Origin of the sequence: Phycicoccus sp. DTK01 (genome assembly GCF_017312765.1) — a bacterium.
Taxonomy (GTDB): domain Bacteria; phylum Actinomycetota; class Actinomycetes; order Actinomycetales; family Dermatophilaceae; genus Phycicoccus; species Phycicoccus jejuensis.
Genome location: NZ_BOPU01000007.1, coordinates 161,393 through 188,296, shown reverse-complemented (window position 1 = coordinate 188,296; position 26,904 = coordinate 161,393). Strand labels below are relative to the sequence as shown.

Here is a 26,904-nt window from a genome sequence, read left to right as displayed (position 1 = left end):
CCAGCCACCAGCGCTCGAGTGTCAGCGATGTCCTGTCACATCACCTGTCAGGCATGTCCTGGCACACCACAGTCGGCGGGGCGATGTTCTTCACACACGTTGGCGGGGAGGGGTGCGACGCGGTCTCAGCGGGAACTCAGCAACGGGCTCGCACGTCTAGGCTGTACGAACGACGGTGACCCCCACCGCCACGACCAGCACGGAGGAACGATGGCCAACAACCCGGCCTTCAACCGGATGGAGCAGGACGCCCGCAACGGGTACGCCGGCTTCCGGTCCACCCCCGCCCCGCAGCAGGCCGACCCGATGAGCCCCCAGCAGCTGCAGGACATGTACAACGCGCCGTCGGCGATGCGCCCCGGCACCGAGCGCGCCGTGACGATGGACGACGTCGTCATGAAGACGCTGAGCCTCTTCGCCATCGTCCTCGTCACCGGCGCGGTCGGCTGGACGCTCACGGCGAACAACCCGGCCCTCGGCCTCCCGGTCGTCTTCGGCGGGATGATCGCGACGCTCGTCCTCGGCCTCGTCATCGCCTTCAAGAAGACCCTCAGCGTCCCGCTCATCGTCGCGTACGCGGTCTTCGAGGGCCTCTTCGTCGGTGGCGTCAGCCAGGTCTACTCCGGCGCCTTCGACCCGCCCGGCACGCCGGTCTTCGAGGGCATCGTCGCGCAGGCCGTCCTCGCGACCGTCGCGACCTTCGCCGGCATGTTCCTGGCCTACAAGACCGGCCTGATCAAGGTCACCGCCAAGTTCCGCCGCATCGTGACGATGATGATCTTCGGGTACGCGATCTTCGCCCTCGTCAACGTCGTCTACGCCTTCGCGACGAACACGCCGTTCGGCATCGGCGGCACCGGCCCGCTCGGCATCGGCATCTCGCTCTTCGCCGTTGGTCTCGCGGCCGTGACGCTCGCGCTGGACTTCGACTCGATCGAGTACGCCATCCGCACCGGCGCCCCGCAGAAGTACTCGTGGCTCCTCGCGCACGGACTCATCGTCACGCTCGTGTGGCTGTACATCGAGTTCCTCCGCCTGCTCGGTCGGCTCCGCAACTGACCGGACCCAGCACCGACGACGCCGGGGTGGCCCACGCCGCCCCGGCGTCGTCGTCCCCGGACGTCCTCGACGGCCCGGCGCGCACCGAGCTCGAGCGCATCCGGCGTCGATGGGCGCAGCTGCCGCTCGCGACGGCGCAGGAGCAGAGCAGCGCCCTGCGCGCCCTCGCCGAGCACCTCGCGGGCCTGACGGCGCCCGGCGTCCCGGTGCCGGACCTCGGCCCGGCCGCGCTGCCGGACCTGCTGGCCGTGCTCGCGTGGGACGCCGTCGCGGCCGGCGGGCCGGAGGCGGCCGCCGACGTCACCGAGCGGCTGGTCGCCCTCCGCCGCGCCCTCCCCTGACCCGGCCCACGCGCACCCACTCATTGCGCATCCGCCACCTGCGGGAGGCCTCCGAGGAGGTCCCGAGGTGGCGGATGGGCAATCAGTCGGGGTGACGGGCGTCAGGAGAGGCGCTCGACGACGATGGCCATGCCCTGGCCGCCGCCGACGCACATCGTCTCGAGGCCGAACTGGCCGTCGCGGGCCTGCAGCCCGTTGAGGAGCGTCGTCATGATGCGGGTGCCGGTGGAGCCGAAGGGGTGCCCGAGGGCGATGGCCCCGCCGTGGACGTTGAGCTTGTCGAGGTCCATCCCGAGGTCGTCGGCGCTGGGCAGCACCTGGGCGGCGAAGGCCTCGTTGATCTCGTAGAGGTCCATGTCGTCGATGGTCATGCCGGCGCGGGCGAGCGCCTGGCGCGAGGCCTCGACCGGGCCGAGGCCCATGATCTCGGGGGAGAGCGCCGAGACCCCGGTCGAGACGATGCGCGCGAGCGGGGTCAGACCGAGCTCCTTGGCGCGGGTGTCGCTCATGACGACGACACCGGACGCGCCGTCGTTGAGCGGGCAGCAGTTGCCCGCGGTGACGGTGCCGTTCTCGCGGAAGACCGGCTGCAGGCCCTGCACACCCTCTAGCGTCACGCCCGCGCGCGGGCCGTCGTCGGTGGACACGACCGTGCCGTCGGCGAGCGTGACGGGGAGGATCTCGCGGGCGAAGAAGCCGTCGGCGATGGCCTTCTCGGCCCGGTTCTGGCTCGTGACGCCCCACTCGTCCTGGCGCTGCCGCGAGACACCGCGCAGCGTCGCGACGTTCTCGGCCGTCTGGCCCATCGCCAGGTAGACGTCGGGCAGGAGGCCCTGCTCACGCGGGTCGGACCAGGTCGTGTTGGCGGCGGCCGTCTCGGCGGAGCGCTCCATCGCCTCGGCGAAGACCGGGTTGAGCGCGTCGGGGTCGGACTCGCCGGCGCCCCGGAAGGCCGCGTTGGTCGAGACCGACTCGACGCCGCCGACGACGAACGCGTCGCCCTCGCCGGCCCTGACCGCGTGGAAGGCCATCCGCATCGTCTGGGTCGAGCTGGCGCAGAAGCGGTTGACGGTGGCGCCGGGCAGGCCGTCGAGTCCGGCGAGGACGCCGATGACGCGTGCCATGTTGTTGCCGGCCTTGCCGCTGGGGTCGGCGCAGCCCCAGTACAGGTCGTCGAGGGTCGTCGGGTCGAGCCCGGGCAGCTGCTCGAGCAGGCCGCGGACGACCTGCGCCGACAGGTCGTCGGGCCGGACCTCGCGCAGGGAGCCCTTGAAGGCGCGCCCGATCGGGGTGCGGGCGGTGGCGACGATGACGGCCTCGGTCACGGGGTCCTCCTGGCGGTGGTCGACGGGCGGGCCACGGGCCCACCTCGCGAGGTGAGCGAGCGCTCACCACGGGTCGCACCAGATTAGGCCGCGACCCGGGAGGAGGGAACCGGGACGGCACGTGGGGTGGGTCTCGTCGGGCGCGCCCGCGAGGGGTCGTGCATCCGGGCGCGGAGGGACATGATGGCCCCATGGGCACCTCGCGCAGCCGGGCATCCTCCGGGTCTCCGTACGAAGCGACCGTCGGGTTCGCCCGGGCCGTCCGCGTCGGGGACCACGTCGCCGTCTCCGGCACGGCACCGATCGGTGAGAACGGCCAGGTCAGCAAGGACGCCGGCCAGCAGACCCGCCGCTGCTGGGAGATCGCGCTCGGCGCGCTCGCCGAGCTCGGCGGGCGGCCGGAGGACGTCGTCCGCACCCGGCACTACGTGACCGACCTCGACGTCGTCGACGCCGTCTCGGCCGTGCACGGCGAGATCTTCGGCGACATCCGGCCGGCCAGCACGATGGTTCGTGTGGCGGGGCTCATCGACGAGCGCTGGCTCGTCGAGGTCGAGCTCGACGCCATCGTCGGCGACGACTGAGGCGCGCGCCCCGCGGCTCAGCCGGCGGTGCTCGCGCCCTCGTCGGCCCCGGTGACGGCAGGGCCCCCGGCCGGGGGAGCGCCTCCGGGACGGCGGCGCAGGAGCACCGCCCACCGCCCGCGGGGGCCTCGGTCCTGGCCGGCGATCTCGGTCGGCGACACCTCGGTGCCCGCCTCACGCACGGCCTGGCCGGCGGCGACGGCCACCGGGTTGACGCCCTCGCCGCGGCGCGGCTCGGGGGCGCGGTCGCCCGTGTCCTCGCCCCAGACGCGCAGGGCGGCGCAGACGCTCGGCAGCAGCACGGCGGCGGCGCGGGCGTAGCCGGCCGCCGAGGGGTGGAACTGGTCGGCGCTGAACATCTCGCGGGGCCGGGCGCGGAACTCCGGCCCGAGCAGGTCGCCGAGCGAGACGGTGCGGCCGCCGGCCTCGACGACCGCGACGGTCTGGGCGGCGGCGAGGTCGCGCGACCACCGCCGCATGAGGGTGCGCAGCGGCTGCTGGATCGGCTCGATGGTCCCGAGGTCGGGGCAGGTGCCGACGACGACCTCGCAGCCCAGGGCCCGGATGCGCCGGACCGTCTGCTCGAGGTGACGGACGGCGGCGGCGCGCTCGATCCGGTGGGTCACGTCGTTGGCGCCGACCATGACGAGGACGACGTCGGGCCGCATCACGTCCTCGAGGGCGTTGGCCAGCTGGCGCTCGAGGTCGCTGGACTCCGCCCCGACGACGGCCCGGTTGGTCAGCCGGACCGGGCGACCCGTCAGGGCCGCGACGCCGTTGGCGACGATCGCCCCGACGGTCTCGTGGGGCTCGTCGGCGCCCATCCCGGCGGCCGAGGAGTCGCCGAGGACGACGACCTCCCACGGCGTGCCGTGCCCGGCGCCGTAGACGCCGTCGTCGTCGGGCGAGGTGTCGAACGGGCGGCCGATGAGGCGGCGCGCGATGGCCGCCTCGGTCTTGATGACGCCCCAGCCGAGCGCACCGAGGGCGGCTCCGGCCGCGGCGAGGCCGCCCCCGCCGTACGCGGCGGTGGCGGCGATCCTGCGAGCCCTGCGTGCGCGGCCCATCGATCCTCCTGCCGGGGTGGACGTCCACCGTAGCCCCGGCGGCCGACACCCCGGGCCGGATGCCCCCGGCCGCGCCCCTACCGTGGACGGATGGACACCTGGAGCGGCCGGACGGCCGAGGAGACCCGCACGGTCGCACCGGGTGACACCGCCCGGTCGGTGGGGTCCGGCGACCTCCCCGTCCTCGGCACGCCGCGGCTGCTCGCCTGGCTCGAGGCGGCGACGGTGGCGGCGGTGGCCGACGTCCTCGGGCCGGGCGCGACGAGCGTCGGCACCCGGGTCGAGCTCGAGCACAGCGCTCCGAGCGCGGTGGGGGAGCAGGTGACGGTGCGGGCCGAGGTCGTCGGCCACGACGGCCGCCGGCTGCGCTTCGCGGTGCAGGCCCACGACGCCGCGGGGCGCATCCTCGCCGCGGGGACCGTCGAGCGGGTCGTCGTCGACGCGGCGCGGTTCGTCGACCGCCTCGGGCGCGGCTGACCCTCCGCTCGTCGGCGCGCGGGGGTGCCCGCCCGGACCGTGACAGGATGGCGGGCGTGAAGTACGCCGAGCACATCGCAGACCTCGTCGGGGACACCCCCCTCGTCAAGCTCAACTCCGTGACCGAGGGCATCGGGGCGACCGTCCTGGCCAAGGTGGAGTACCTCAACCCGGGCGGGTCGGTGAAGGACCGCATCGCGCTGAAGATGGTCGAGGCCGCCGAGGCCTCCGGCGAGCTCCAGCCGGGCGGCGTCATCGTCGAGCCGACGTCCGGCAACACGGGGGTCGGGCTCGCGCTGGTCGCCCAGCGCAAGGGCTACACCTGCATCTTCGTCTGCCCGGACAAGGTCTCCGAGGACAAGCGCAACGTGCTGCGCGCGTACGGCGCGGAGGTCGTCGTCTGCCCGACCGCGGTCGCGCCGGACCACCCGGACTCGTACTACTCCGTCTCGGACCGGCTCGTCCGCGAGACGCCGAAGGCCTGGAAGCCGGACCAGTACTCCAACCCCAACGGCCCCCTCTCGCACTACGAGAGCACGGGTCCGGAGATCTGGCGCGACACCGACGGCGAGATCACCCACTTCGTGACCGGCGCCGGCACCGGCGGCACGATCAGCGGCGCCGGCCGCTACCTGCGCGAGGTGTCGGCCGACCGCGCGAGCGGCCGTGTCCAGGTCGTCGCCGCCGACCCCGAGGGCTCGGTGTACAGCGGCGGCTCGGGCCGTCCGTACCTCGTCGAGGGCGTCGGCGAGGACTTCTGGCCGAGCGCCTACGACCCCGACCAGGTCGACCGGGTCGAGGCCGTCTCGGACGCCGACTCCTTCGAGATGACCCGCCGCCTGGCCCGCGAGGAGGGCCTGCTCGTCGGCGGCTCCTGCGGGATGGCCGTCGTCGCCGCGCTGCGCGTGGCCCGCGAGCTGCCGGACGACGCGGTCGTCGTCGTCCTCCTGCCGGACTCCGGCCGCGGCTACCTCTCGAAGATCTTCAACGACGACTGGATGGCCTCCTACGGGTTCATGAAGGCCGAGAACCAGCGCACCGTCGGCGACGTGCTGCACGCCAAGGCGGGCGACCTGCCCGCGCTCGTGCACACGCACCCGAACGAGACGCTGCGCGACGCCATCGAGATCCTGCGCGAGTACGGCGTCTCGCAGATGCCGGTCGTCAAGGCCGAGCCACCGGTCGTCTCCGGCGAGGTCGCGGGCGCGGTGTCCGAGCGCGCGCTGCTCGAGGCGCTGTTCACCGGTTCGGCGCACCTCGCAGACCCGGTCGAGAAGCACATGAGCGCGGGCCTGCCGCTCGTCGGGGCCGGCGAGCCGGTCAGCACCGCGCGGCACGAGCTCGAGGGCTCGGACGCGGTGCTCGTCGTCGAGGACGGCAAGCCCGTCGGCGTGCTGACCCGGGCCGACCTGCTCTCCTTCCTCGCCGACTGACGGGCTCCTCCGCCGGTTCGAGGTGGAACCCGACCGTGACGCGGTCGGGTTCCACCTCGACCCGTCACGGGTGAGACTGGGGGCATGGTGGACCGGCCCCGGTACGAGTCACCGGTCGAGCGCGCCATCCGGGAGGCCCAGGAGCGCGGCGAGTTCGACGACCTCCCGGGCGCGGGCAAGCCGCTGCGCCTGGAGCACACCGACGACCCGATGTGGTGGGTGCGGCAGCTCGCCGAGCGGGAGAACCTCGACTTCACAGGTGCGCTGCCGCCCGCCGTCGCCCTCCGCAAGGAGGCCGCGACCTTCCCCGGCTCGCTGCTGGAGCTGCGCACCGAGGAGTCGGTCCGGACCGTGCTCGAGGACTTCAACCGGCGGGTGCGCCGCGACCGGCTGCGCCCGCCGGACCCGCGGATGCCCCCGCTGCTGGCCCCGACGGTCGACGTCGACGACGTCGTCGAGCAGTGGCGGGCGCTGCGAGCATCCTCACAGCCGGCGCAGGTTGACCCGCCGGTAACAACGGGGGAGGCTCGCCCGAGGCGCCGCTGGTGGCGCCGCCGGCGCTGACCCGACGGCCGCCCCGTCGCGGCCCGGTCGCGGCCGGCGCCCGACGAGGAAGGCCCGATGAGCGACTACCCCCACCTGCTCGCCCCGCTCGACCTCGGCCACATGACGCTGCCCAACCGGGTCGTCATGGGGTCGATGCACACCGGGCTCGAGGACCGGGCCGAGGACTTCCCGAAGCTCGCCGCCTACCTCGCGGAGCGGGCCGAGGGCGGCGCGTCGCTCATCGTCACCGGCGGCTTCGCGCCGAACCTCGAGGGGACGCTCTACCCCGGCGCCTCGAAGCTGAGCAGCCGCCGTGAGGTGGCGCGCCACCGCCTCGTGACGGACGCCGTCCACGCGGCCGGCGGGCGCATCGCCCTCCAGCTGCTGCACGCCGGCCGGTACGCGTTCACGCCGTGGTGCGTCGCGCCGTCGGCGGTCAAGAGCCCGATCAGCAAGTTCCGCCCGAGGGCGTTGTCCGACAGGGGAGTCCGCCGACAGGTCCGCGCCTTCGCGCGGTCGGCGCGGCTGGCCCGCGAGGCCGGGTACGACGGCGTCGAGGTGATGGGGTCCGAGGGGTACCTGGTCAACCAGTTCCTCGCGCCGCGCACGAACCGGCGCACCGACCGGTGGGGCGGCAGCCCCGAGAACCGTCGGCGGTTCGCCGTCGAGGTCGTCCGCGCGGTGCGCGAGGCCGCCGGCCCCGACTTCCTCCTCGTCTACCGGATCTCGGTGCTCGACCTCGTCGAGGAGGGTCAGACGTGGGACGAGGTGACGGCCCTGGCCCACGAGGTCGAGGCGGCCGGCGCGAGCATCCTCAACCTCGGCATCGGCTGGCACGAGGCGCGGGTGCCGACCATCGTCACGTCGGTGCCGCGCGCGGCCTTCGCCGACCACGCGGCCCGGCTGCGCGAGCACGTGGGCATCCCGGTCGTCGCGACCAACCGCATCAACACCCCGGAGGTCGCCGAGCGCGTCCTCGCCGGCGGCGCCGACCTCGTCTCGATGGCCCGCCCGTTCCTCGCCGACCCGCAGTTCGTCCGCAAGGCGGCGCAGGGGCGCGCCGACGAGATCAACACGTGCATCGCCTGCAACCAGGCGTGCCTCGACCACACCTTCGTCAAGCAGCGCGCCACCTGTCTGCTCAACCCGCGCGCGGGCCGCGAGACCGAGCTCGTCATCGGCCGGGCCCCGGTGCGCCGCAAGGTCGTCGTCGTCGGTGGCGGCCCGGCGGGGATGGCCGCCGCCGTCACCGCGGCCGAGCGCGGCCACGAGGTCGAGCTGCTCGAGGGGCGCGACCACCTCGGCGGCCAGTTCGACATCGCGATGCGCATCCCCGGCAAGGAGGAGTTCTCCGAGACGATCCGCTACTTCACGCGGCGCCTCGAGGTGCTCGGCGTGACGGTGCGCCTGTCGACGTGGGCCGACGCCGCCGCGCTCGCCGCGGCCGGCGTCGACGACGTCGTGGTGGCGACCGGGGTCACGCCCCGGCTGCCCGACATCCCGGGCATCGACCACCCCTCGGTCGTCACCTACGACCGGCTGGTGCGCGGCGAGCGGGTCGCCGGTCAGCGGGTCGCGGTGATCGGCGCCGGTGGGGTCGGGGTCGACGTGTGCGAGTTCCTGACGACCGACCGCTCGCCCTCGCTGGACGTCGACGCGTGGCGGGCGGAGTGGGGCGTCGGCGACCCCGAGCGCACCCGCGGCGGGGTCGAGCGACCGCGGCCGGAGGCCAGCCCGCGGGAGGTCGTGCTGCTCCAGCGCAAGGCCACGCCCATCGGTCGGGGGCTCGGCAAGACCACCGGCTGGGTGCATCGGGCGTCGTTGCGCGCCAAGGGGGTCGAGCAGGTGACGGGCGTCGTCGAGTACGAGCGCATCGACGACGAGGGGCTGCACGTGCGGCTCGGCGACGACGGCTCGCAGCGTCGCGTCATCCCCTGCGACACGCTCGTCGTCTGCACCGGGCAGGACTCGGTGCGCACGCTGGCCGACGAGCTCGAGGAGCGGGGTGTGCGGGTCCACGTCGTCGGGGGAGCGGACGTCGCCGCCGAGCTCGACGCGAAGCGCGCCATCCGGCAGGGCACGGAGGTCGCCGCCGCCCTCTGACCCGCGTCGCCACCCGCGAACGCGTGTGAACCCGCCGGGGACCCCCGGCGATTTCACACGCGTTCGCGGAGAGCGGGGTCAGCGCAGGCCGACGGAGTCGAACGCGGTCTCGAGACGCTGGAGGAGCGAGCCCATCGAGCCGGCCGCCCGGTGCTGGTGGAACGCTGCGCGCAGGGCGGCCATTGCCGTGCGGGCGGCGAGCCCGGTCGCGAGGTCGTCAGCCGCGTCGGTGCCGGCGCGCTCGTGCGCGGCCTCGACCAGGGCGCTCTCGAGGCGGTGCCCCGCCCCGGCGATGCGCGCCTCGAGCTCGGGCACCCGGGCGGCGAGCTCGCTGCGCATCCGCCAGAGCTCGGGCTCGTCCTCGAACCCGCGCACGTGCTCGGTGAGGACCGCCCGCAACGCCTGCGGCAGCGACTCGTCCGCCGGGCGATCGAGCACCGCCTGCCGCAGCTGCTCGGTGCGCGCGGGGTCGGCGCCGACGAGCGCCGCCTCCTTCGTCGGGAAGTAGTTGAAGAAGGTGCGCGGCGAGACGTCGGCCTCGGCCGCGATCTGCTCGACGGTCACCTCCTGCACGCCGTGGGCGAGCGCGAGGCGGACGGCCGCGGTGTGCAGCCGCTGGCGCGTCGCCTCCTTCTTGCGGTCGCGGAGGGAGGGGGTCGCCTCGGCGGTCGCGGAACCCGGTGCCATGCCTCCAGTATGCCCGGTGTGCACGACGAGTAAATTTGCACACTGTGCAAGAACAGGCATATGCTTGTGTCATGCAAGCAACCGCCGACCCGCTCGTCACCGAGCACCTCTCGGCGATGTTCGGACTCCTCAGCCGGGCCCACGTCGTCGAGGGGCCGGTGACCCGTCCCGAGTACACCCTCCTGGCCCTCACCGCGAAGCGCGGCCCCGGGCGCGCGTGCGCCCTCGCCGACGCCGTCGGCCTCGACCAGTCGACGACGAGCCGACGCGTCAGCGCGCTCGTCGACCGCGGCTTTCTCGAGCGCACCCCGGACCCCGACGACGGCCGGGCCCAGCTCGTCGGCCTCACCGACGCCGGCCGCGAGGTGCTGCTCCAGGAGCGCCGCCGCCGCGAGGAGCTCGTCGCCATCGCCCTCGAGGACTGGGACGAGTCCGACCGCCGCACCCTGGCCGACCTGCTCGGCCGCCTCCAGACCTCCCTCGCGCGCGTCGCGAGGGACCACGACCACCCCGTCCGCAGCGTCGCGGGCCCTGCCCACCCCGCCCCCGAGGCGGCCGACCGCGAGAGGACCACTGCATGACCACCGCGACCACCACGGCTCCCCAGCCGTACAAGCTGAGCCCCGCCTCCCGGCGGGTGTTCGTCGGCCTGATGCTCGGGATGCTCGTCGCCTCCGTGAGCCAGACGATCGTCGGGCCCGCGATGCCGCGCATCGTCTCCGAGCTCGGCGGGATGGACCACTACAGCTGGGTCGCCACCGCTGCCCTCCTCGTCTCGGCGATCACCGTCCCGATCGTCGGCAAGTTCTCCGACCTCTACGGCCGCCGCGGCTTCTACATCGCCGGCCTCGTCGTCTTCATGGTCGGCTCGCTCGTGGCCGGCTTCGCCCAGTCGTTCTGGGTGCTCGTCGCCGCGCGCGCCATCCAGGGCCTCGGCATGGGCACCGTGATGCCGCTGTCGCAGACCATCATCGGCGACATCATCCCGCCGCGTCAGCGCGGCAAGTACCAGGGCCTGATGGGTGCCGTCTTCGGTGTCACCTCGGTCGCCGGCCCGCTCGCCGGCGGGTTCATCACCGACCACTGGGGCTGGCGCTGGCTGTTCTTCGCGGGCATCCCGATCGGTGTCGTCGCGACCGGCTTCATCCTGCGCTTCCTCCACCTGCCGCACGAGCGCCGTGAGGCGAAGGTCGACAGCTGGGGCATCGCCACGCTCGCCGTCGGGCTCACCGCGGTCCTGCTCGCCACCTCCTGGGGCGGCACCTCGTACCCGTGGGGCTCGGCGACCATCATCGGCCTCTACGTGGTCGGCGTCCTCGGGCTCGTGGCCTTCGTGTTCGCCGAGAGCCGCGCCGAGGAGCCGGTCATCCCGCTGCGCCTCTTCCGCTCGCGCGTGTTCACCGCGGCCAACATCGCGAGCTTCGGCCTGGCCATGGTGATGTTCGGCTCGATCATCTACATCCCCGTCTTCGCGCAGGGCGTGCTCGGGGTCGACGCGACGAACTCCGGTCTCATCCTCGCGCCGCTCATGGTCGGCCTCATCGTCATGGGCATCCTCACGGGCCTGGTCATCACGCGGACCGGTGTCTACAAGCCGTTCATGGCCGCCGGGGTCGTCATCATGGGCGCCGGCATCTGGCTGCTCACCCGCCTCACCTTCGAGTCGAGCCAGACGCAGCTGACGCTGGCCATGGTCGTGCTGGGCATCGGGATCGGGATGGCGATGCAGCAGTACACGCTCGTCGTGCAGAACGCCTCCGAGAAGCGCGACCTCGGGGTCGCGACCGCGTCGAGCCAGTTCTTCCGCAACGTCGGGTCGACGGTCGGCATCGCGGTGTTCGGCACCGTGCTGACGAGCGGTCTGGGCGGCGCCATCGCCTCCCACCTCCCGGCCGGGGCCGCGGCCTCGATGCCGGAGGGTGCCGCCAGCGCCGGCTCGGTGCTCGACCCGGCCGCGCTCTCGCAGCTGCCGCCGGCCGTCGCGACCGCCGTGCGCCAGGGGCTCGCGGACCAGCTGCACGAGGTCTTCCTCATCGGTCTCCCGATCGTCGCGCTCGTGCTGCTCGCGACCCTCGCCATCAAGGCTCTCCCGCTGCGCGACAGCAACCACACGGAGACGCCGGCCGAGAGCGCCGAGCACGCCGGCCACGAGCTCCTCGACACGATGTCGCAGTCCAGCGCGGAGGCTCGCACCACCCCGGCCGCCGCGTCGGAGACGAGCGGCACCACCGACGCCCCGGCTCGCAGGGAGCCGGAGCCCGCCGTGCGCTGACCCCGGTCGCCCGCACGGACGAGGCCCCCCGCTGGACAGGGAGCGGGGGGCCTCCTGCGTGCCCGGGCGCGGAAGCATCTCCCGGCCGGACAGCGATGACCCCGCACGTGCGGGGTCATCGCTGTCGGTAAGGGGGCCGGACGACGACGAGGCCCCCTCCCGGGCGGGAGGGGGCCTCGTCGGACGGTCCGGAGGGGGTCAGCCGCGCGGCGGCGCCACGTCCGTCTGGGCCGGGAGGTTGGCGACGCCGACGGGGCAGGTCAGGCCGTTCGGGCCGTGGTTGCAGTAGCCGCCGGGGTTCTTGTGGAGGTACTGCTGGTGGTAGTCCTCGGCGTAGTAGAACGGGCCGGCCTGCTCGGCGGTCGCGATCGTCGTCGTGATGGTCCCGCGCCCGACCTTGGTCAGCTCGCCCTGGAACGCCTCGCGCGTCGCCTCGGCGGCCGCGGCCTGGCCGGGGGTCGTCGTGAAGATGGCCGAGCGGTAGGCGGTGCCGACGTCGTTGTACTGCCGGTTGCCCTGCGTCGGGTCGTGGTTCTCCCAGAACGCCTTGAGCAGCAGCTCGGGGGAGGTGACGGTGGGGTCGTAGGCGACGAGGACGGCCTCGGCGTGCCCGGTCCGGCCGGTGCAGGTCTCCTCGTACGTCGGATTGGGCGTGAAGCCGCCCATGTAGCCGGCCGCCGTCGTCACGACGCCGGGCAGCTTCCAGAAGATGCGCTCGACGCCCCAGAAGCAGCCCATCGCCACGTACAGCACCTCGGTGCCGTCGGGCCACGGACCCTCCAGGGGGGTGCCGAGCACCTCGTGGGTCGTGGGCACCGGGAAGATCCGGTGCTCGCGGCCCGGCAGGGCCTCCTCGCGGGTGGGGAGGGTGGTCTTCGCACTCGAACCGAAAAGCATGTGTGGTCCAACCGCCGGGGATGGCACGGTGTTCCGCGTGATCTCCCTCGTCCCGGTCTCCGGACTCGACACCGACCTCGCCGCCCGCGCCCGCTTCGACGCCTGGGCCCGTGTGCTCGAGGACGTCGCCCGCGACGAGCAGGGCGAGGACCACGACGCCTGGAGCGCCGAGGAGCTGCGCGGGCTGGAGGGCTCGGCGTCCAAGCGTCGCCTCCAGGTGCTCGCCGTCGACGGCGACGAGCCCGTGGGGGCCGCGGGCGTCATCGCCCCGCTGGTCGACAACGAGTCGACCGCGCAGGTGTTCGTCGCCGTGCTGCCGGCGCACCGCCGCCGCGGGGTCGGCGACACGCTGCTGCACTGGGTCGAGGAGCAGGCGCGCGACCAGGGCCGCACCACGCTGCACGCCGAGACCCAGTGGGGCGCCGACACCGACGACGACCCGTTCGCCGGATGGGTCGAGCGGCACGGCTTCGGGTCCGCGCAGACCGTGCTGCGCTCCGACCTCGCGGTGCACCAGGCCGAGGTGCCCGCGCCCTCCGTGGCCGACGGCTACCGCCTCGAGACCCACGTCGACGCGATGCCCGAGGCCGACCTCGCCGACCGCGCGTTCCTCGCCCGCCGGATGTCGACCGATGCCCCGCTCGGCGACCTCGAGCTCGACGAGGAGGAGTGGGACGAGGAGCGCGTCCGCGGCGAGGACGAGCGCACCCGGGCCATGGGCCGCCGGGTCGTGTCGACCTTCGTCCGCGACCTCGGCACCGGCCGGCTCGTCGGCTACACGAGCATCCAGCTGCCCGAGGGGACGCCGCACCTCGCCTTCCAGCACGACACGCTCGTCACCCGCGAGCACCGCGGCCACGGGCTGGGGATGGCGCTCAAGCTGGCCAACCTGCGCGCGCTCGCCGACGCGCTGCCCGAGGTGCGCGTCGTCCGGACGTGGAACGCCGAGGAGAACGCGCACATGCTCGCCGTCAACCAAGCGATGGGCTTCCGCCCGAGCGGCCGGCTGCGCGCCTGGCAGCGCCACCTCGGCCGGGGATGACCGCACCCCGCGGTGCCGACGGACCCCCGGCGGCCCCTACGCTCGGAGGATGACTTCCGAGACCCTCGGCTTCTCCTCCCGCGCCATCCACGCCGGGCAGGAGCCGGACCCGCTGACCGGCGCCGTCGTGCCGCCCATCCACCAGGTGAGCACCTACAAGCAGGACGGCGTCGGCGGCCTGCGCGGCGGCTACGAGTACTCGCGCTCGGCCAACCCGACGCGCGCCGCGCTCGAGGAGTGCGTCGCCGCGCTCGAGGGTGGTGAGCGCGGCTTCGCGTTCGCCAGCGGCCTCGCCGGCGAGGACACCGTGCTGCGCGCGCTGCTCGCGCCGGGCGACCACGTCGTCGTCCCGTCCGACGCGTACGGCGGCACCTACCGGCTGTTCAACAAGGTCGTCCGCGCCTGGGGTGTCGACCACTCCATCGCGAAGGTCGCCGACGTCGAGTCGGTGCGCGCCGCGATGCGCCCGGAGACGCGGATGGTGTGGGTCGAGACGCCGACCAACCCGCTGCTCGGCATCGCCGACATCGAGGCGATCGCGGCGGTCGCCCACGAGGCCGGTGCGCTGCTCGTCGTCGACAACACCTTCGCGTCGCCGTACCTGCAGAACCCCATCGCGCTCGGCGCGGACGTCGTCGTGCACTCGACGACCAAGTACGCCGGCGGCCACAGCGACGTCGTCGGCGGCGCCGTCGTCGTCGCGCCGGGCGCCACGACGCGCGACGGCGAGTCGGTGGCCGAGCGGGTCGCGTTCCACCAGAACTCGATGGGCGCCGTCGCCGGCCCGTTCGACGCGTGGCTGGTGCTGCGCGGCCTCAAGACGCTGGCGGTCCGGATGGAACGTCACTGCGACAACGCCGAGGCCGTCGTCGACTTCCTCCAGAGCCACCCCGGCGTGGCGTCCGTGCACTACCCGGGCCTGCCCGACCACCCGAACCACGACGTCGCGCGCCGCCAGATGAAGCGGTTCGGCGGCATGGTCGCCTTCCGCGTCAAGGGCGGTGAGGACGTCGCGGCCAAGGTCTGCGGTGAGACGCAGCTGTGGACCCTCGGCGAGTCGCTCGGCGGCGTCGAGTCCCTCATCGAGCACCCCGGCCGGATGACGCACGCGTCGGTCGCGGGCACCGAGCTCGAGGTCCCGGCCGACCTCATCCGCCTGTCGGTCGGCATCGAGGACGTCGAGGACCTCGTCGCCGACCTGCGCCAGGCGCTCGACCGCCTCACCTGACCCGCCCCGCCGGCGGAGCACCACCCGTCGAGTGAACAGGACACGCCGTGCGCGCGCCGAGCCGCACGGCGTGTTCTCCTCTCTCGACGGGTCGAAGACGGTCACAGGAGGCGGACAGCGGACGCACACCGGATGGCTCGGCAGGCTTCCTACGGTCGTCGGGACGACACCGACCCGGAGGTAGACCGATGACCCGCACCGACGACCAGCCCACCTACGAGGGCCGCCCCCTGCCCCGCCCCGACGACGAGGTCGTCGACCAGGGGCTCGCCTTCGACCTCGGCACGCTGCTCGACCGCCGCCGGATGCTCGCCGTCCTCGGCATCGGGGCCGCCGGCACCGCGCTCGCGGCGTGCGGCGCGTCGACGTCGTCGAGCGGCTCGACGGCGACGGGTTCCGCGACCGCATCCGCGAGCGCCACGGCGTCCGCCACCGCGAGCGACGCCGCCGACACGTCGCTCACCGAGATCCCCGACGAGACGGCCGGCCCCTACCCGGGCGACGGCTCCAACGGCGCCGACGTCCTCGAGCAGAGCGGCGTGGTCCGCTCCGACATCCGCAGCAGCTTCGGCACCTCGACGACGACGGCCGAGGGCGTGCCGATGACGCTGCGGCTCACCATCCTCGACGTCGCCGCCGGCGGCGGCCCGATGACCGGCGCCGCGGTCTACGTCTGGCACTGCGACAGCCAGGGCCGCTACTCGATGTACTCCGACGGCGTGACGCAGGAGAACTACCTGCGCGGCGTCCAGGTGACCGACGACTCCGGCGTCGTCGAGTTCACGAGCGTCTTCCCGGCCTGCTACTCGGGCCGCTGGCCGCACATCCACTTCGAGGTGTACCCGGACGAGGCGAGCATCACCGACAGCACGAACGCCATCGCCACCTCGCAGGTCGCCCTGCCGAAGACCACCTGCGACACCGTCTACGCGACGAGCGGGTACGAGCAGTCGGTGAGCAACCTGGCGCAGATCTCGCTGACGAGCGACAACGTGTTCGGCGACGACGGCGGCGTGCACCAGCTCGGCACCGTCTCCGGCGACACGAGCAGCGGCTACACGGTCGCGCTCACCGCCCCGGTCGACACGACGACGCAGCCGACCGGGGGAGGTGCGCCCGGCGGCGGACCCGGCCACTAGGGTCTCGGGGCGTGGGTGCGGTCCTGTGCGTCGACGTCGGGTCGACCTTCACGAAGGCGTTGCTCGTCGGTGACGACGGCGAGGTCCGCGGGCGGGCGTCGCACCCGACGACCGTCGCCACCGACGTCATGGACGGGGTCGACGCCGTCCGCGCCGCGCTCGCCGACGGGGCGGTGCCCGAGCGGACCCTCCTGTGCTCCAGCGCCGGTGGCGGTCTGCGCGTCGCCGTCGTCGGCTACGAGCGGGAGGTGACGGCGGAGGCCGGCTTCCGGGTCGGTCTCTCGGCGGGCGGGCGCGTCGTCCACGTCGCGTCCGGGCCGATGGTCGGCGCCGACGTCACCGCCCTGCGCGCCGACCGGCCCGACCTCGTCCTCCTCGTCGGCGGCACCGACGGGGGCAACGCCGACGTCCTCCTCCACAACGCCCGCCGGCTCGCCCGGGCCCGGGTCACCGCCCCGGTCGTGGTCGCCGGCAACGCCGACGCCGCGGACGCCGTCGTCGCCGAGCTCGAGGCGACGGGGCGGCGCTTCACCGTCACGGGCAACGTGCTGCCGCGCATCGGCGAGGTCGCCCCCGACGGCGCGCGCGCCGCCATCCGTGAGGTCTTCCTGCGGCACGTCATCGGCGGCAAGGGCCTCTCGCGCGGCCGCGGGTTCGCCGAGCTCGTCCGCGCGGCCACGCCGGACGCGGTGCTGCGGGGGGTCGAGGTGCTGGCCGGGGCACGCGGCGAGGACGTGCTCGTCGTCGACGTCGGCGGGGCCACGACCGACGTCTACTCCGTCGTCACGCCGCAGGGCGAGGACGCCGCCATCCACCGCGAGGTCGTCGGTCCGGTCTGGCACGCCCGCACGGTCGAGGCCGACCTGGGGATGCGCTGGAACGCCGAGGGCATCGTCGAGGCGTCGGCGCGCGAGCGGATGCCGCTGGCCGACGTGGTGGCCGGTCACGCCGCGCGGGTCGCCGCCGACACCGGGGCGCTGTCGACGAGCGACGCCGAGTGGGCCGCCGACGAGGCGCTCGCCACGGCCGCCGTCACCGTCGCCCTGCGTCGGCACGGGCGGCCCGCCGCGGGGGAGCGGCCCCGGCCGCTCGCCGACGTCGGGATGCTCGTCGGCTCCGGTGGCGTCCTGCGGCACGCGCCGGACGGCACCGCCGAGCGGGTCCTCGGTGCCGCGCTCGCGGACCACGGGGGCGGCTGGCGGGTGCCCGACCGGGCCGTCGCCGCCGTCGACCGCGACTACGTGCTCTTCGCCGCCGGGCTCCTCGCCGACGTCGACCCCGCGCGGGCGTCCGCGCTGGTCGGGGGACTGTCACCGAAAAGGGGGTGACCGCTGTCGGCGGGTGGCCCTACGGTCGGTCCATGACGACCAGCGGCGCGGCCATCGAGGCCGTCGACCTCGTGAAGACCTTCGGTGACTTCACGGCCGTCGACGGCGTCAGCTTCTCGGTGCCGGAGGGCACCGTCTTCTCGATGCTGGGGCCGAACGGCGCCGGCAAGACCACCACCGTCCGGATGATGACCACGCTCTCGCGGCCGACGAGCGGCACGGCCCGGGTCGCCGGTCTCGACGTCGTCCGCGACGCCGACGCCGTGCGCCGCCGGATGGGGCTGACGGCGCAGTCGGCGACCGTCGACGAGCTCCTGACCGGCCGCGAGAACCTGCGCCTCGTCGGCGACCTCTACGGCCTCGACCGGCGCACCGTCCGCCGGGTGGCCGACGAGCTGCTCGAGCGCTTCTCGCTGACCGACGCCGCGACGAAGGTCGTCAAGGAGTACTCCGGCGGGATGCGCCGCCGGCTCGACCTCGCGGCGAGCCTCGTCGCGACCCCGCCGGTCCTCTTCCTCGACGAGCCGACGACCGGCCTCGACCCGCGCAGCCGCGTCGAGCTCTGGGGCGTCCTGCGCGACCTCGTCCGCGAGGGCACGACGCTCTTCCTCACCACGCAGTACCTCGACGAGGCCGACCAGCTGGCCGACCGCATCGTCGTCGTCGACCACGGGCGGGTCATCGCCGACGGGACGCCGCTCGAGCTCAAGGACCGCTCCGGCGCCGCCAGCCTCGTCGTCGCGGTCAGCCGCCCGGCCGAGGTCGAGCGGGCCGCCGAGATCGTCCGCGGCGAGGTCGGCGAGATCCACCTCGACCGCGACGCCCGGCGCATCACCGCCCCGGCCGAGGGGGTCGGGGCGCTGACCCGCATCGCGGCCCGGCTCGACGAGGCCGGCATCGACCTCGACGACATCGGGCTCCAGCGCCCGAGCCTCGACGACGTCTTCCTCACCCTCACAGGGCACCGGGCCGAGTCCGAGGCCGCCGGTGCCACGTCCGACGCGAGCGCCGAGGAGGCCCTGCGATGACCGCTCCGACCACCACCACCGCCGCCGGGCGGCCGTTCCACGCCGAGCACCCGAGCGCCGCCGGCACGAGCCCGGTCCGTCAGGTCTCGGCACTGGTGCGCCGCAACCTGACCCACATCAAGCGCCAGCCCGAGATGCTCACCGACGTCACCATCCAGCCGGTGATGTTCGTGCTGCTCTTCGCCTTCGTCTTCGGCGGCTCGATCGTCGTGCCCGGCGTCGACTACAAGGAGTGGCTGCTGCCGGGGATCATGGCGCAGACGATGACCTTCAGCGCGTTCATCGTCGCCATCGGCCTCAACACCGACCTCGGCAAGGGCATCGTCGACCGCTTCCGGTCCCTGCCGATCGGCCGCTCGTCGGTCGTCGTCGCGCGCAGCGTCTCGAGCCTCATCCACTCGATGATCGGCATCGTCGTCATGTCGGTCACCGGGCTGTTCGTCGGGTGGGGCATCCACCACGGCGTGCTGCGCGGGCTCGCCGGCTACGGCCTGCTCCTGCTCTTCGGCTTCGCGATGATCTGGGTCGGCATCCTCTTCGGCTCGGCGCTGCGCTCGGTCGAGGCCGTGCAGGGCGTCATGTTCACGACGGTCTTCCCGATCACGTTCCTGTCCAACGCGTTCGCGCGCACCGACGTCATGCCCGACTGGCTGCGGTTCCTCGCCGAGTGGAACCCCATCAGCTCGCTCGTCCAGGCGCTGCGTGAGCTCTGGGGCAACGACGGCATCCCGCTGCCGGCCGACTCGGCGCTGCCCCTCCAGCACCCCGTGCTGACGACGGTCATCTGGTCGGTCGGGCTCTCGGCGGTGCTCGCGCCGCTGGCCGTCCGCTCGTTCGTCAACCGGACCCGCGACTGAGCGCAGGCGTCGGTCGTCCGCTCGTCGACGGGCCCGGGGACGTCCGCGGCGGCCGGCCCGTGCTTCGATGACGGCATGACCGCCGTGCGCCTCGTCGACGTCTTCTCCGAGCGAGCCTTCCGGGGCAACGCCCTCGCCGTCCTCCACGACGCCGACGGGATGTCCGACGACGAGATGCTCGCCGTCGCGCGCTGGACCAACCTCTCGGAGACGACCTTCCTCACCGCCCCCACCGACCCGCGCGCCGACTACGGCGTGCGGATCTGGACGATCGGCTGCGAGCTGCCCTTCGCCGGCCACCCCACCCTCGGCAGCGCCCACGCCTGGCTCGAGGCCGGGGGCGTGCCGCAGACCGAGGGCGTCGTCGTCCAGGAGTGCGCGGCCGGGCTCGTCGAGGTGCGCCGCGGCGCCGACCGCCTCGCGTTCGCGGCCCCGCCGCTCGTGCGGTCCGGGGCGGTCGAGGGCGACGAGCTCGCGCGCGTCGTCGCGGCCCTCGGGGTCGCACCCGCGGACGTCGTCGACGCCGCCTGGGTCGACAACGGGCCGGGTTGGCTCGCCGTCCTGCTCGCCTCGCCCGAGGCCGTCCTGGCCGCTGCGCCGGACCCGGTGCTGGCGCGCCGGCTCAAGGTGGGCCTCGCGGCGCGCTACCCGGCCGGGGCGCGCACCGACGGGGTGGGCCTCGAGGTGCGGGCGTTCTTCTCCGACGAGCGCGATTTTGGGGAGGACCCCGTCACCGGCAGCCTCAACGCGGGCCTGGGCCAGTGGCTGGTCCCCGCCGGGCACGCGCCCGAGCACTACGTCGCCGCGCAGGGCACGGTCCTCGGCCGAGAAGGCCGGGTGCACGTCGACGTCGAGGACGGCGTCGTGTGGGTCGGCGGCGCGACGCACACCCTCGTCGACGGCGTCCGGCCCGCCTGAGCGCCCTGCCCGGTCGGACGACGGACGGCCCGGCCCCACGAGGGGGCCGGGCCGTCCGTCACGTCGCCGGAGCGACCGGGCTCAGCCGGTGTAGGGCTTCGCCGCGAGGATCTTGACCTCGATCTGCTTGCCGTTCGGGGCCTCGTACGAGACCGAGTCGCCGACCTTGTGGCCGTTGACGGCCGCACCGATCGGGGACTTCTCGGAGAAGACCTGCATCGAGGAGTCGGTGATCTCGCGGGAGCCGAGGAGGAACTTCTCCTCGTCGCCGAACATGTCGACGGTGACGATCATCCCGGGCTCGACGACACCGTCGTCCTTGGGGGTCTCGCCGATGACGGCGTTCTCGAGCAGCTGCGTCAGCTGGCGGATGCGGGCCTCCATCTTGCCCTGCTCCTCCTTGGCCGCGTGGTAGCCACCGTTCTCCTTGAGGTCGCCCTCCTCGCGGGCCGCCTCGATCTTCTTGGCGATCTCGGTGCGGCCGGGGCCGGTCAGCTCGTCGAGCTCGGCCCGGAGGCGGTCGAAGGCCGCCTGCGTGAGGTAGCTCTGGTTCGTCGTCTCGGTCACGGGTCATCAACTCCTGCGAAGTGCGTAGGGGCGCCGGACCCTCGCGGGCGCGCCGCGGGGTGCTTACGGCAACGGGCCCGGGCCGACCGCCGTCTCGCGGCGCTAGCGTCGGCACGGACCCGAACGTGAAGCATTCAGTCTACCAACGTGCGGCGCTCGCGCCACAATCGTCGCGCGCCGTCGTGCGAGGTCAGCCCGCCGCGACGCGCACGCAGGACTCCACGACGCCGGTCACCGCACGGGCGCTCGTGCGCACCTCGACGACCCGGTGGACGATCGCCGGACCGTCCGCGGGGATGGCGTCCTCGACCGTCCCGACGCGGCCCTTCGACCCGTCGAGCCCGCTGACCCGGCACGTGACGGCCGTGCCCTCCGGCCGCACGAGGTCGTAGCCGACGCGCACGAGGGCGTCGGACTCGACGCGGTAGCCGGTCACCGTGGGGCGCACCTGGCCGGCCGTCGCGGTCCACCCGTACCAGGCGATGCCGGCCACGGCGAGCACGACCGCGGCGAGCGCGAGCAGCGTGCGACGGCCGGCGGGGTCGCGCGGGTCGGGCAGGCGCACGGCTGCTCCCTCGGTGGTCGGCGGGCAGTGAGAGGATGGTCCTCGGTCCATTCTCGGGTACCGCCCGAGCCCACCTGCACGAAGGGTCTCTCATGTCCGAACGGCTCCGGCTCATGTGCGTCCACGCGCACCCTGACGACGAGTCGAGCAAGGGTGCGGCGACGATGGCGAAGTACGCCGACGCCGGCCACGAGGTGCTCGTCGTCTCCTGCACCGGCGGCGAGCGCGGCGACATCCTCAACCCCCGGCTCAAGGACGACGTCCACATCCTGCGCGACCTCGCCCAGGTCCGCCGCGACGAGATGGCGCGCGCCCGGGACATCCTCGGCGTGCAGCACACGTGGCTCGGCTTCGTCGACTCCGGCCTGCCGGAGGGCGACCCGCTGCCCCCGCTGCCCGAGGGCTGCTTCGCGCTCGAGCCGCTCGAGGTGACGACGGAGGCGCTCGTGCGCGAGATCCGTCGCTTCCGCCCGCACGTCGTCACGACGTACGACGAGAACGGCGGCTACCCCCACCCCGACCACATCATGACCCACGACGTCTCGGTCAACGCCTTCGCGGCGGCCGGCGACCCCGACGCCTTCCCCGAGGCCGGGCCGGCGTGGCAGCCGCTCAAGCTCTACTACAACCAGACCTTCAGCCGCGCCCGCATCGAGGCCTTCCACGAGGCGCTGACCGGTCTCGGTCAGGAGAGCCCGTACGCTGAGTGGCTCGAGAACTGGACGCGCACCGAGCGCGTCGTCACCACCCGCGTGCAGTGCGCCGACTGGTACGACCGCCGCGACGCCGCGCTGCTCGCCCACGCCACCCAGGTCGACCCCGACGGCACGTGGTTCCAGGTGCCGCGCGACCTCCAGGCGCAGGTCTGGCCGGTCGAGGAGTACGAGCTCGCGCTCTCGTTCGTCCCGTTCGTCGACGGCGAGGACGACCTGTTCGCCGGCCTGCCGACCGACGTCGCGGAGGCCGACGCCCTCGCGACGAGCCCCGACCTCGCCCTCGTCCACGACACCGTCACGGAGCGTGCCGCATGAACGACTCCCCGCCCGACGTCTCGACCGGCTTCCTCGCGTTCATCGCGTTCACGGTCCTCGCGCTCGCGCTCTGGTTCCTCATGCGCAACATGAACGCGCGGATGCGCCGGATGTCCTACCGCCAGCAGCGGGCCCACCGCGGCCGCGACGAGCAGCAGGCCGGCCCGGCCGACGTCGAGCCGGAGCCCGGCGACGCGCTCGAGGCGGACCCGCGCGACCCGCGGCGCGACGACGGGTCGCCGGGCGCGGTCTGACCCGCTGACCTCCCGCTCCCCGGCGCCGAGCCGTGGATGGGGGGCCGCGCGGCCCGGGCGGCTCAGGCCTGCGGGCCGGTGAGCGCGAGCGAGGCGGCGACGAAGTGCGCCGTGAAGGCGAGCACGGTCAGCGCGTGGAAGACCTCGTGGAAGCCGAACCAGCGCGGCGAGATGTTCGGCCGCTTGGTGCCGTAGACGAGCGCGCCGAGGCTGTAGAGCACGCCGCCGACGACGACCCACGCCATGACCCCGCCACCGGCGTGCTGGACGAGCGGGCCGAAGTAGAAGACCGCGACCCAGCCGAGCATGAGGTAGGCCGGCACGTAGAGCCAGCGCGGGGCGCCGGTCCAGAAGATGCGGAAGGCGACCCCGAGCAGGGCGCCGCTCCAGACGATGAGCAGCATCCGGCGGGCCTGGTCGGCGGGCAGCATGAGGGCGAAGGGCGTGTAGCTGCCGGCGATGATGAGGAAGATGTTCGAGTGGTCCCAGCGGCGCAGGAACGCGCCGACGCGGGGCGACCACGTGCCCCGGTGGTAGACCGCCGACGTGCCGAAGAGGAGCACGGCGGTGCCGGCGAACACGGCGGCCGACACCTTGCCCTCGGTCGTCGTCGCGAGGAGCACGAGGACGATGCCGGCGACGAGCGCGACGGGGGTCATCCCGGCGTGCAGCCAGCCGCGCAGCTTGGGCTTGACGGTGGTGAGGGCGGCCTCGACGCGCTGCTCGAGCGCCTCGAGACGACCGGTCTCGGTGGCGGGGTCGGGCTGCTCACGGGTCATGCGTCCACGGTAACCTACGCGAGCGTAGGTTAGGAACCGGACGAACGGCCCCGCTCCGTGAGGTCGGGCACGGCAGCGCGGAGTACCGTGGGCCGCGGTCGCCCCGCCGGGCGGCCGGATCCGGAAGCGCACGGGAAGGGCGGCTGGCATGCGGCGGCTCAGCGACGTCCTCTACGCCGCGTACGCCAAGCGGGTGGCCCGTCAGCTCGGGGGAGCGCCGGTGCCGCGCCACGTCGGGGTCCTCGTCGACGGCAACCGCCGCTGGGCCAAGCAGCGGGGCGCCGGGACCGAGGAGGGGCACCGCGCCGGCGCCGACAACATCCTCAACCTGCTCGCCTGGTGCGAGGAGGTGGGCGTCGAGCTCGTCACCCTGTGGCTGCTCTCGACCGACAACCTCAACCGCCCGGAGCGCGAGCTGCGCCCGCTGCTCGGCATCATCGAGGACTCCGTCGACTCCATCGCGGCGACGATGCAGTGGCGGGTGAACCCGGTCGGCGCCCTCGACCTGCTGCCCGCGGCGACGGCCCAGCGCCTCAAGGCGGCCGCGGAGCGCACCCGCGAGGTCGACGGGATGCTCGTCAACGTCGCGGTCGGCTACGGCGGCCGGCGCGAGATCGCCGACGCGGTCCGCAGCCTCCTGCACGAGCACGCGACGCGCGGCACGAGCATCGAGGAGCTCGCCGAGGTCATCGACGTCGAGCACATCGCCGAGCACCTCTACACCAAGGGGCAGCCCGACCCCGACCTCGTCATCCGCACCTCGGGGGAGCAGCGCCTCTCGGGGTTCCTCCTGTGGCAGAGCGCGCACAGCGAGTTCTACTTCTGCGAGGCCTACTGGCCCGACTTCCGCAAGGTCGACTTCCTGCGGGCGCTGCGGGCCTACGGGGAGCGCCACCGCCGCTTCGGCGCCTGAGCGGGCGGGACCTTCGGGACGTCCTCGCCGCGGGGTCGTCGGCCTCGGGTGAACGGCCGGTGACGGACGGGGTCGAACGGATGACATCTCGTCCCAGACGTCACACCTGTTCACTGCTGTCACGCGGGTGCCGACACGCCGGTCCTCGCCTCCCGCCGGGGCCCGGAGGCGGTCGTAGCGTCGAGCCACGATCCTCCTCCGACCACCGGGAGCGGCACATGACCTCGACCACGCCGACGGCAGCCAGCACGCGAGCGGGAGAGGAGCCGCGCCGGACCTTCGTCCTCGACACCTCGGTCCTCCTGTCCGACCCCCGGGCCATCCTCCGGTTCGCCGAGCACGAGGTCGTCCTCCCCGTCGTCGTCGTCACCGAGCTCGAGGCCAAGCGCCACCACCCCGAGCTCGGCTACTTCGCGCGCCAGGCGCTGCGGATGCTCGACGACCTGCGCATCAAGGCCGGGCGCCTCGACGCCCCGGTCGAGGTCGGCGAGGTCGGCGGGACGCTGCGCGTCGAGCTCAACCACACCGACCCGATGTCGCTGCCGGCCGGCTTCCGGCTCGGCGACAACGACACCCGCATCCTCGCCGTCGCCCGCAACCTCGCGAACGAGGGACACCTGGTCACGGTCGTCAGCAAGGACCTGCCAATGCGGGTCAAGGCCTCGGCCTGCGGGCTGGACGCCGAGGAGTATCGCGCCGAGCTCGCCGTCGAGTCCGGCTGGACCGGGATGGCCGAGCTCGACGTCAGCGTCGAGGAGATGGACCACCTCTACGAGCACGGCCGCCTCGAGCACGCCGGCGCGGCGGAGATGCCCTGCCACACCGGGCTCAAGCTCATCTCGCCGCGAGGCTCCGGCCTCGGGCGCGTCGGCCCGGACAAGCAGGTGCGGATGGTGCGCGGCGACCGCGACGCCTTCGGCCTGCACGGGCGCAGCGCCGAGCAGCGGATCGCCCTCGACCTGCTGCTCGACCCCGACGTGGGCATCGTCAGCCTCGGCGGGCGCGCCGGCACCGGCAAGTCGGCGCTCGCGCTGTGCGCCGGCCTCGAGGCCGTGATGGAGCGCCGCCAGCAGCGCAAGGTCGTCGTCTTCCGTCCCCTCTACGCGGTCGGCGGCCAGGAGCTGGGCTACCTGCCGGGGTCCGAGGCCGAGAAGATGAACCCCTGGGGGCAGGCGGTCTTCGACACCCTCTCCGCGCTGGTGTCGCGCGAGGTCGTCGAGGAGATCCTCGACCGCGGGATGCTCGAGGTCCTGCCGCTGACCCACATCCGCGGGCGCAGCCTGCACGACGCGTACGTCATCGTCGACGAGGCGCAGAGCCTCGAGCGCAACGTCCTGCTCACCGTCCTGTCGCGGATCGGCCAGAACTCCAAGGTGGTGCTGACCCACGACGTCGCGCAGCGCGACAACCTGCGGGTCGGGCGCCACGACGGCGTCGTGGCGGTCGTCGAGGCGCTCAAGGGGCACCCGCTGTTCGCCCACGTGACGCTGACCCGCTCCGAGCGCAGCCCGATCGCGGCCCTCGTGACCGACCTGCTCGAAGGGCTCGAGGTCTGACCGAACGGCCCCTGACCTGCTCGTCTGAGCGGATGCTCAGGGGCCGATTTCGGCCGTCGACGCCTCTCCACCTAGGCTAAGGTCTCGATTCCGTAACGCCGCTCGTGGCTGCACCACGCCCCGAGCCCCCCACCCCTGGAAGGTCCACCGGTCCCCCATGGCCCGATACACCCCGCGTCACGCCCCGCGTCACGCCGCTCCCAAGCGGTCGCTCGGGCGGACCGCCGTGTCCGTGGTCGGACGGCCGCTGGTCTCGACCAGTCTCGTCGCCGCCGTCGTCACGAGCGGCATCGCCCTCAGCGGCACCTTCGAGGACTCGGCCAACGCCGACGCCACCGCCCTCGCCTTCGACGACTCGGCCACGGCCAGCTCGACGCAGGAGAGCCAGGTCGCCCTCGAGGACGCCGCCCGCGTCGCGTCCGACCGCTCGGCGACCAACGTCCAGAAGTCCGTCGTCGCCGCGAAGGCCGACGCGAAGCAGAAGGCCGAGGCCGCGGCGCTCGCGAAGAAGCGCCAGGTCGCGCAGGAGCGCGCCGCCCGCGCCGCCGAGCGCAAGAAGGTGCTCGAGAACGCGCAGGAGGACCCCAAGTCGGTCGCGCGCCTGCTCCTGCCCGAGTACGGCTTCGGCTCCGGCCAGTGGGGCTGCCTCGAGCAGCTGTGGATCGGCGAGAGCGACTGGCGCTGGTGGGCCGAGAACTCCTCCTCGGGCGCCTACGGCATCCCGCAGTCGCTCCCCGCGAGCAAGATGTCGAGCGTCGCCAGCGACTGGCGCACCAACCCGGTCACGCAGATCAAGTGGGGCCTGGACTACATCAAGCGCTCGTACGGCACGCCGTGCAACGCCCTGTCGCAGTGGCAGGCGCGCTCGCCGCACTGGTACTGAGCGACACCCCCATCACGACGACGGG

At 73.8% G+C, this 26,904-nt stretch carries 28 protein-coding genes; 21 read left to right on the top strand and 7 right to left on the bottom strand.

Features of this window, described 5'->3' with window-relative positions; translation table 11 throughout:
- Positions 1 to 210: 210 nt before the first annotated feature.
- Both J3473_RS15345 and J3473_RS15340 read left to right on the top strand, forming a co-directional pair.
- The gene (locus tag J3473_RS15345) at positions 211 to 1,059 is read left to right on the top strand and encodes a Bax inhibitor-1/YccA family protein (protein WP_207024780.1); all 849 of its coding nucleotides are present in this window, start codon (positions 211 to 213) and stop codon (positions 1,057 to 1,059) included.
- A gap of 26 nt (positions 1,060 to 1,085) precedes the next feature.
- Positions 1,086 to 1,400: a hypothetical protein gene (locus J3473_RS15340; RefSeq protein ID WP_207024779.1), complete on the top strand. Its 315-nt coding sequence runs from the start codon at positions 1,086 to 1,088 to the stop codon at positions 1,398 to 1,400.
- Between the two features lie 101 nt (positions 1,401 to 1,501).
- On the opposite strand, the gene J3473_RS15335 is transcribed toward J3473_RS15340, so the two are convergent.
- Positions 1,502 to 2,725 carry an acetyl-CoA C-acetyltransferase gene (locus J3473_RS15335; protein WP_207024778.1) on the bottom strand — a complete coding sequence of 408 codons (1,224 nt, stop codon included), beginning with the start codon at positions 2,723 to 2,725 and terminating at the stop codon, positions 1,502 to 1,504.
- A 191-nt stretch (positions 2,726 to 2,916) separates the two neighbouring features.
- Between J3473_RS15335 and J3473_RS15330 the strand changes: the two genes are divergently transcribed.
- On the top strand, positions 2,917 to 3,309 hold the full coding sequence (locus J3473_RS15330) for a RidA family protein (protein ID WP_207024777.1): 393 nt from the start codon (positions 2,917 to 2,919) through the stop codon (positions 3,307 to 3,309).
- A 17-nt stretch (positions 3,310 to 3,326) separates the two neighbouring features.
- On the opposite strand, the gene J3473_RS15325 is transcribed toward J3473_RS15330, so the two are convergent.
- Positions 3,327 to 4,376, bottom strand: coding sequence for an SGNH/GDSL hydrolase family protein (locus tag J3473_RS15325; protein WP_207024776.1), 1,050 nt, complete (start codon positions 4,374 to 4,376; stop codon positions 3,327 to 3,329).
- Between the two features lie 90 nt (positions 4,377 to 4,466).
- Here J3473_RS15325 and J3473_RS15320 point away from each other — a divergent pair, with 90 nt between their 5' ends.
- The 4 genes from J3473_RS15320 (at position 4,467) to J3473_RS15305 (ending at position 8,935) form a co-directional block, all read left to right on the top strand.
- Positions 4,467 to 4,853, top strand: a complete 387-nt coding sequence (locus tag J3473_RS15320; protein ID WP_030528870.1) for a thioesterase family protein — start codon at positions 4,467 to 4,469, stop codon at positions 4,851 to 4,853.
- A gap of 56 nt (positions 4,854 to 4,909) precedes the next feature.
- The gene (locus tag J3473_RS15315; protein ID WP_207024775.1) at positions 4,910 to 6,286 is read left to right on the top strand and encodes a cystathionine beta-synthase; all 1,377 of its coding nucleotides are present in this window, start codon (positions 4,910 to 4,912) and stop codon (positions 6,284 to 6,286) included.
- An 84-nt stretch (positions 6,287 to 6,370) separates the two neighbouring features.
- Positions 6,371 to 6,850 (top strand): DUF1992 domain-containing protein, encoded by a 480-nt coding sequence (locus tag J3473_RS15310; RefSeq protein WP_207024774.1) that lies wholly within the window; start codon positions 6,371 to 6,373, stop codon positions 6,848 to 6,850.
- A gap of 57 nt (positions 6,851 to 6,907) precedes the next feature.
- Positions 6,908 to 8,935 (top strand): NADPH-dependent 2,4-dienoyl-CoA reductase, encoded by a 2,028-nt coding sequence (locus J3473_RS15305; RefSeq protein ID WP_207024773.1) that lies wholly within the window; start codon positions 6,908 to 6,910, stop codon positions 8,933 to 8,935.
- A gap of 78 nt (positions 8,936 to 9,013) precedes the next feature.
- On the opposite strand, the gene J3473_RS15300 is transcribed toward J3473_RS15305, so the two are convergent.
- Complete coding sequence (locus J3473_RS15300; RefSeq protein ID WP_207024772.1) at positions 9,014 to 9,622, bottom strand: TetR family transcriptional regulator; 609 nt, start codon at positions 9,620 to 9,622, stop codon at positions 9,014 to 9,016.
- A gap of 71 nt (positions 9,623 to 9,693) precedes the next feature.
- Here J3473_RS15300 and J3473_RS15295 point away from each other — a divergent pair, with 71 nt between their 5' ends.
- On the top strand, positions 9,694 to 10,203 hold the full coding sequence (locus tag J3473_RS15295; RefSeq protein WP_207024771.1) for a MarR family winged helix-turn-helix transcriptional regulator: 510 nt from the start codon (positions 9,694 to 9,696) through the stop codon (positions 10,201 to 10,203).
- The gene (locus J3473_RS15290; RefSeq protein WP_207024770.1) at positions 10,200 to 11,894 is read left to right on the top strand and encodes an MDR family MFS transporter; all 1,695 of its coding nucleotides are present in this window, start codon (positions 10,200 to 10,202) and stop codon (positions 11,892 to 11,894) included. Before J3473_RS15295 ends, J3473_RS15290 begins: the two co-directional genes overlap by 4 nt.
- Before the next feature lie 198 nt (positions 11,895 to 12,092).
- On the opposite strand, the gene msrA is transcribed toward J3473_RS15290, so the two are convergent.
- Positions 12,093 to 12,791: a peptide-methionine (S)-S-oxide reductase MsrA gene (gene msrA / locus J3473_RS15285; protein ID WP_030528862.1), complete on the bottom strand. Its 699-nt coding sequence runs from the start codon at positions 12,789 to 12,791 to the stop codon at positions 12,093 to 12,095.
- A gap of 37 nt (positions 12,792 to 12,828) precedes the next feature.
- Here msrA and J3473_RS15280 point away from each other — a divergent pair, with 37 nt between their 5' ends.
- From J3473_RS15280 to J3473_RS15250, 7 genes are all read left to right on the top strand, one after another.
- Positions 12,829 to 13,833, top strand: coding sequence for a GNAT family N-acetyltransferase (locus J3473_RS15280; RefSeq protein ID WP_207024769.1), 1,005 nt, complete (start codon positions 12,829 to 12,831; stop codon positions 13,831 to 13,833).
- A 49-nt stretch (positions 13,834 to 13,882) separates the two neighbouring features.
- On the top strand, positions 13,883 to 15,061 hold the full coding sequence (locus J3473_RS15275; protein ID WP_207024768.1) for a cystathionine gamma-synthase: 1,179 nt from the start codon (positions 13,883 to 13,885) through the stop codon (positions 15,059 to 15,061).
- A 188-nt stretch (positions 15,062 to 15,249) separates the two neighbouring features.
- Positions 15,250 to 16,200, top strand: a complete 951-nt coding sequence (locus J3473_RS15270; RefSeq protein ID WP_207024766.1) for an intradiol ring-cleavage dioxygenase — start codon at positions 15,250 to 15,252, stop codon at positions 16,198 to 16,200.
- A gap of 11 nt (positions 16,201 to 16,211) precedes the next feature.
- Positions 16,212 to 17,528, top strand: coding sequence for a glutamate mutase L (locus tag J3473_RS15265; protein ID WP_207024763.1), 1,317 nt, complete (start codon positions 16,212 to 16,214; stop codon positions 17,526 to 17,528).
- A 32-nt stretch (positions 17,529 to 17,560) separates the two neighbouring features.
- A complete protein-coding gene (locus J3473_RS15260) occupies positions 17,561 to 18,556 on the top strand; it encodes an ATP-binding cassette domain-containing protein (protein ID WP_207024761.1) in 996 nt (331 codons plus the stop codon).
- Positions 18,553 to 19,413 carry an ABC transporter permease gene (locus J3473_RS15255; protein WP_207024758.1) on the top strand — a complete coding sequence of 287 codons (861 nt, stop codon included), beginning with the start codon at positions 18,553 to 18,555 and terminating at the stop codon, positions 19,411 to 19,413. The genes J3473_RS15260 and J3473_RS15255 overlap by 4 nt, the downstream gene beginning before the upstream one ends.
- Before the next feature lie 75 nt (positions 19,414 to 19,488).
- Positions 19,489 to 20,331: a PhzF family phenazine biosynthesis protein gene (locus J3473_RS15250; RefSeq protein WP_207024756.1), complete on the top strand. Its 843-nt coding sequence runs from the start codon at positions 19,489 to 19,491 to the stop codon at positions 20,329 to 20,331.
- Positions 20,332 to 20,412: 81 nt separating this feature from the next.
- Here J3473_RS15250 and greA read toward each other — a convergent pair whose 3' ends face one another.
- The gene (gene greA / locus J3473_RS15245) at positions 20,413 to 20,898 is read right to left on the bottom strand and encodes a transcription elongation factor GreA (RefSeq protein ID WP_030528854.1); all 486 of its coding nucleotides are present in this window, start codon (positions 20,896 to 20,898) and stop codon (positions 20,413 to 20,415) included.
- 190 nt (positions 20,899 to 21,088) lie between these two features.
- Positions 21,089 to 21,463 carry a DUF4307 domain-containing protein gene (locus J3473_RS15240; RefSeq protein WP_207024755.1) on the bottom strand — a complete coding sequence of 125 codons (375 nt, stop codon included), beginning with the start codon at positions 21,461 to 21,463 and terminating at the stop codon, positions 21,089 to 21,091.
- A 92-nt stretch (positions 21,464 to 21,555) separates the two neighbouring features.
- Between J3473_RS15240 and mca the strand changes: the two genes are divergently transcribed.
- On the top strand, positions 21,556 to 22,494 hold the full coding sequence (gene mca / locus J3473_RS15235) for a mycothiol conjugate amidase Mca (protein ID WP_207024753.1): 939 nt from the start codon (positions 21,556 to 21,558) through the stop codon (positions 22,492 to 22,494).
- Complete coding sequence (locus tag J3473_RS15230) at positions 22,491 to 22,748, top strand: hypothetical protein (RefSeq protein ID WP_030528851.1); 258 nt, start codon at positions 22,491 to 22,493, stop codon at positions 22,746 to 22,748. Before mca ends, J3473_RS15230 begins: the two co-directional genes overlap by 4 nt.
- Before the next feature lie 62 nt (positions 22,749 to 22,810).
- Here J3473_RS15230 and J3473_RS15225 read toward each other — a convergent pair whose 3' ends face one another.
- Positions 22,811 to 23,527, bottom strand: a complete 717-nt coding sequence (locus tag J3473_RS15225) for a hemolysin III family protein (RefSeq protein WP_030528850.1) — start codon at positions 23,525 to 23,527, stop codon at positions 22,811 to 22,813.
- 148 nt (positions 23,528 to 23,675) lie between these two features.
- On the opposite strand from J3473_RS15225, the gene J3473_RS15220 reads away from it, so the two are divergent.
- From J3473_RS15220 to J3473_RS15210, 3 genes are all read left to right on the top strand, one after another.
- Entirely contained in the window at positions 23,676 to 24,440 is a 765-nt protein-coding gene (locus J3473_RS15220; RefSeq protein WP_207024751.1) for an isoprenyl transferase, read from the top strand.
- A gap of 218 nt (positions 24,441 to 24,658) precedes the next feature.
- On the top strand, positions 24,659 to 25,996 hold the full coding sequence (locus J3473_RS15215) for a PhoH family protein (RefSeq protein WP_207024749.1): 1,338 nt from the start codon (positions 24,659 to 24,661) through the stop codon (positions 25,994 to 25,996).
- 226 nt (positions 25,997 to 26,222) lie between these two features.
- Entirely contained in the window at positions 26,223 to 26,879 is a 657-nt protein-coding gene (locus J3473_RS15210) for a hypothetical protein (protein WP_207024747.1), read from the top strand.
- Positions 26,880 to 26,904: the final 25 nt, after the last annotated feature.

Bases quoted from the DNA above. Each gene is read 5' to 3' on its own strand.
- J3473_RS15345 (WP_207024780.1), top strand. From the start codon at position 211: ATGGCCAACAACCCGGCCTTCAACCGGATGGAGCAGGACGCCCGCAAC.
- J3473_RS15330 (WP_207024777.1), top strand. From the start codon at position 2,917: ATGGGCACCTCGCGCAGCCGGGCATCCTCCGGGTCTCCGTACGAAGCG.
- J3473_RS15325 (WP_207024776.1), bottom strand. From the start codon at position 4,376: ATGGGCCGCGCACGCAGGGCTCGCAGGATCGCCGCCACCGCCGCGTAC.
- J3473_RS15320 (WP_030528870.1), top strand. From the start codon at position 4,467: ATGGACACCTGGAGCGGCCGGACGGCCGAGGAGACCCGCACGGTCGCA.
- J3473_RS15310 (WP_207024774.1), top strand. From the start codon at position 6,371: ATGGTGGACCGGCCCCGGTACGAGTCACCGGTCGAGCGCGCCATCCGG.
- J3473_RS15305 (WP_207024773.1), top strand. From the start codon at position 6,908: ATGAGCGACTACCCCCACCTGCTCGCCCCGCTCGACCTCGGCCACATG.
- J3473_RS15300 (WP_207024772.1), bottom strand. From the start codon at position 9,622: ATGGCACCGGGTTCCGCGACCGCCGAGGCGACCCCCTCCCTCCGCGAC.
- J3473_RS15295 (WP_207024771.1), top strand. From the start codon at position 9,694: ATGCAAGCAACCGCCGACCCGCTCGTCACCGAGCACCTCTCGGCGATG.
- J3473_RS15290 (WP_207024770.1), top strand. From the start codon at position 10,200: ATGACCACCGCGACCACCACGGCTCCCCAGCCGTACAAGCTGAGCCCC.
- msrA (WP_030528862.1), bottom strand. From the start codon at position 12,791: ATGCTTTTCGGTTCGAGTGCGAAGACCACCCTCCCCACCCGCGAGGAG.
- J3473_RS15275 (WP_207024768.1), top strand. From the start codon at position 13,883: ATGACTTCCGAGACCCTCGGCTTCTCCTCCCGCGCCATCCACGCCGGG.
- J3473_RS15270 (WP_207024766.1), top strand. From the start codon at position 15,250: ATGACCCGCACCGACGACCAGCCCACCTACGAGGGCCGCCCCCTGCCC.
- J3473_RS15260 (WP_207024761.1), top strand. From the start codon at position 17,561: ATGACGACCAGCGGCGCGGCCATCGAGGCCGTCGACCTCGTGAAGACC.
- J3473_RS15255 (WP_207024758.1), top strand. From the start codon at position 18,553: ATGACCGCTCCGACCACCACCACCGCCGCCGGGCGGCCGTTCCACGCC.
- J3473_RS15250 (WP_207024756.1), top strand. From the start codon at position 19,489: ATGACCGCCGTGCGCCTCGTCGACGTCTTCTCCGAGCGAGCCTTCCGG.
- mca (WP_207024753.1), top strand. From the start codon at position 21,556: ATGTCCGAACGGCTCCGGCTCATGTGCGTCCACGCGCACCCTGACGAC.
- J3473_RS15230 (WP_030528851.1), top strand. From the start codon at position 22,491: ATGAACGACTCCCCGCCCGACGTCTCGACCGGCTTCCTCGCGTTCATC.
- J3473_RS15225 (WP_030528850.1), bottom strand. From the start codon at position 23,527: ATGACCCGTGAGCAGCCCGACCCCGCCACCGAGACCGGTCGTCTCGAG.
- J3473_RS15220 (WP_207024751.1), top strand. From the start codon at position 23,676: ATGCGGCGGCTCAGCGACGTCCTCTACGCCGCGTACGCCAAGCGGGTG.
- J3473_RS15215 (WP_207024749.1), top strand. From the start codon at position 24,659: ATGACCTCGACCACGCCGACGGCAGCCAGCACGCGAGCGGGAGAGGAG.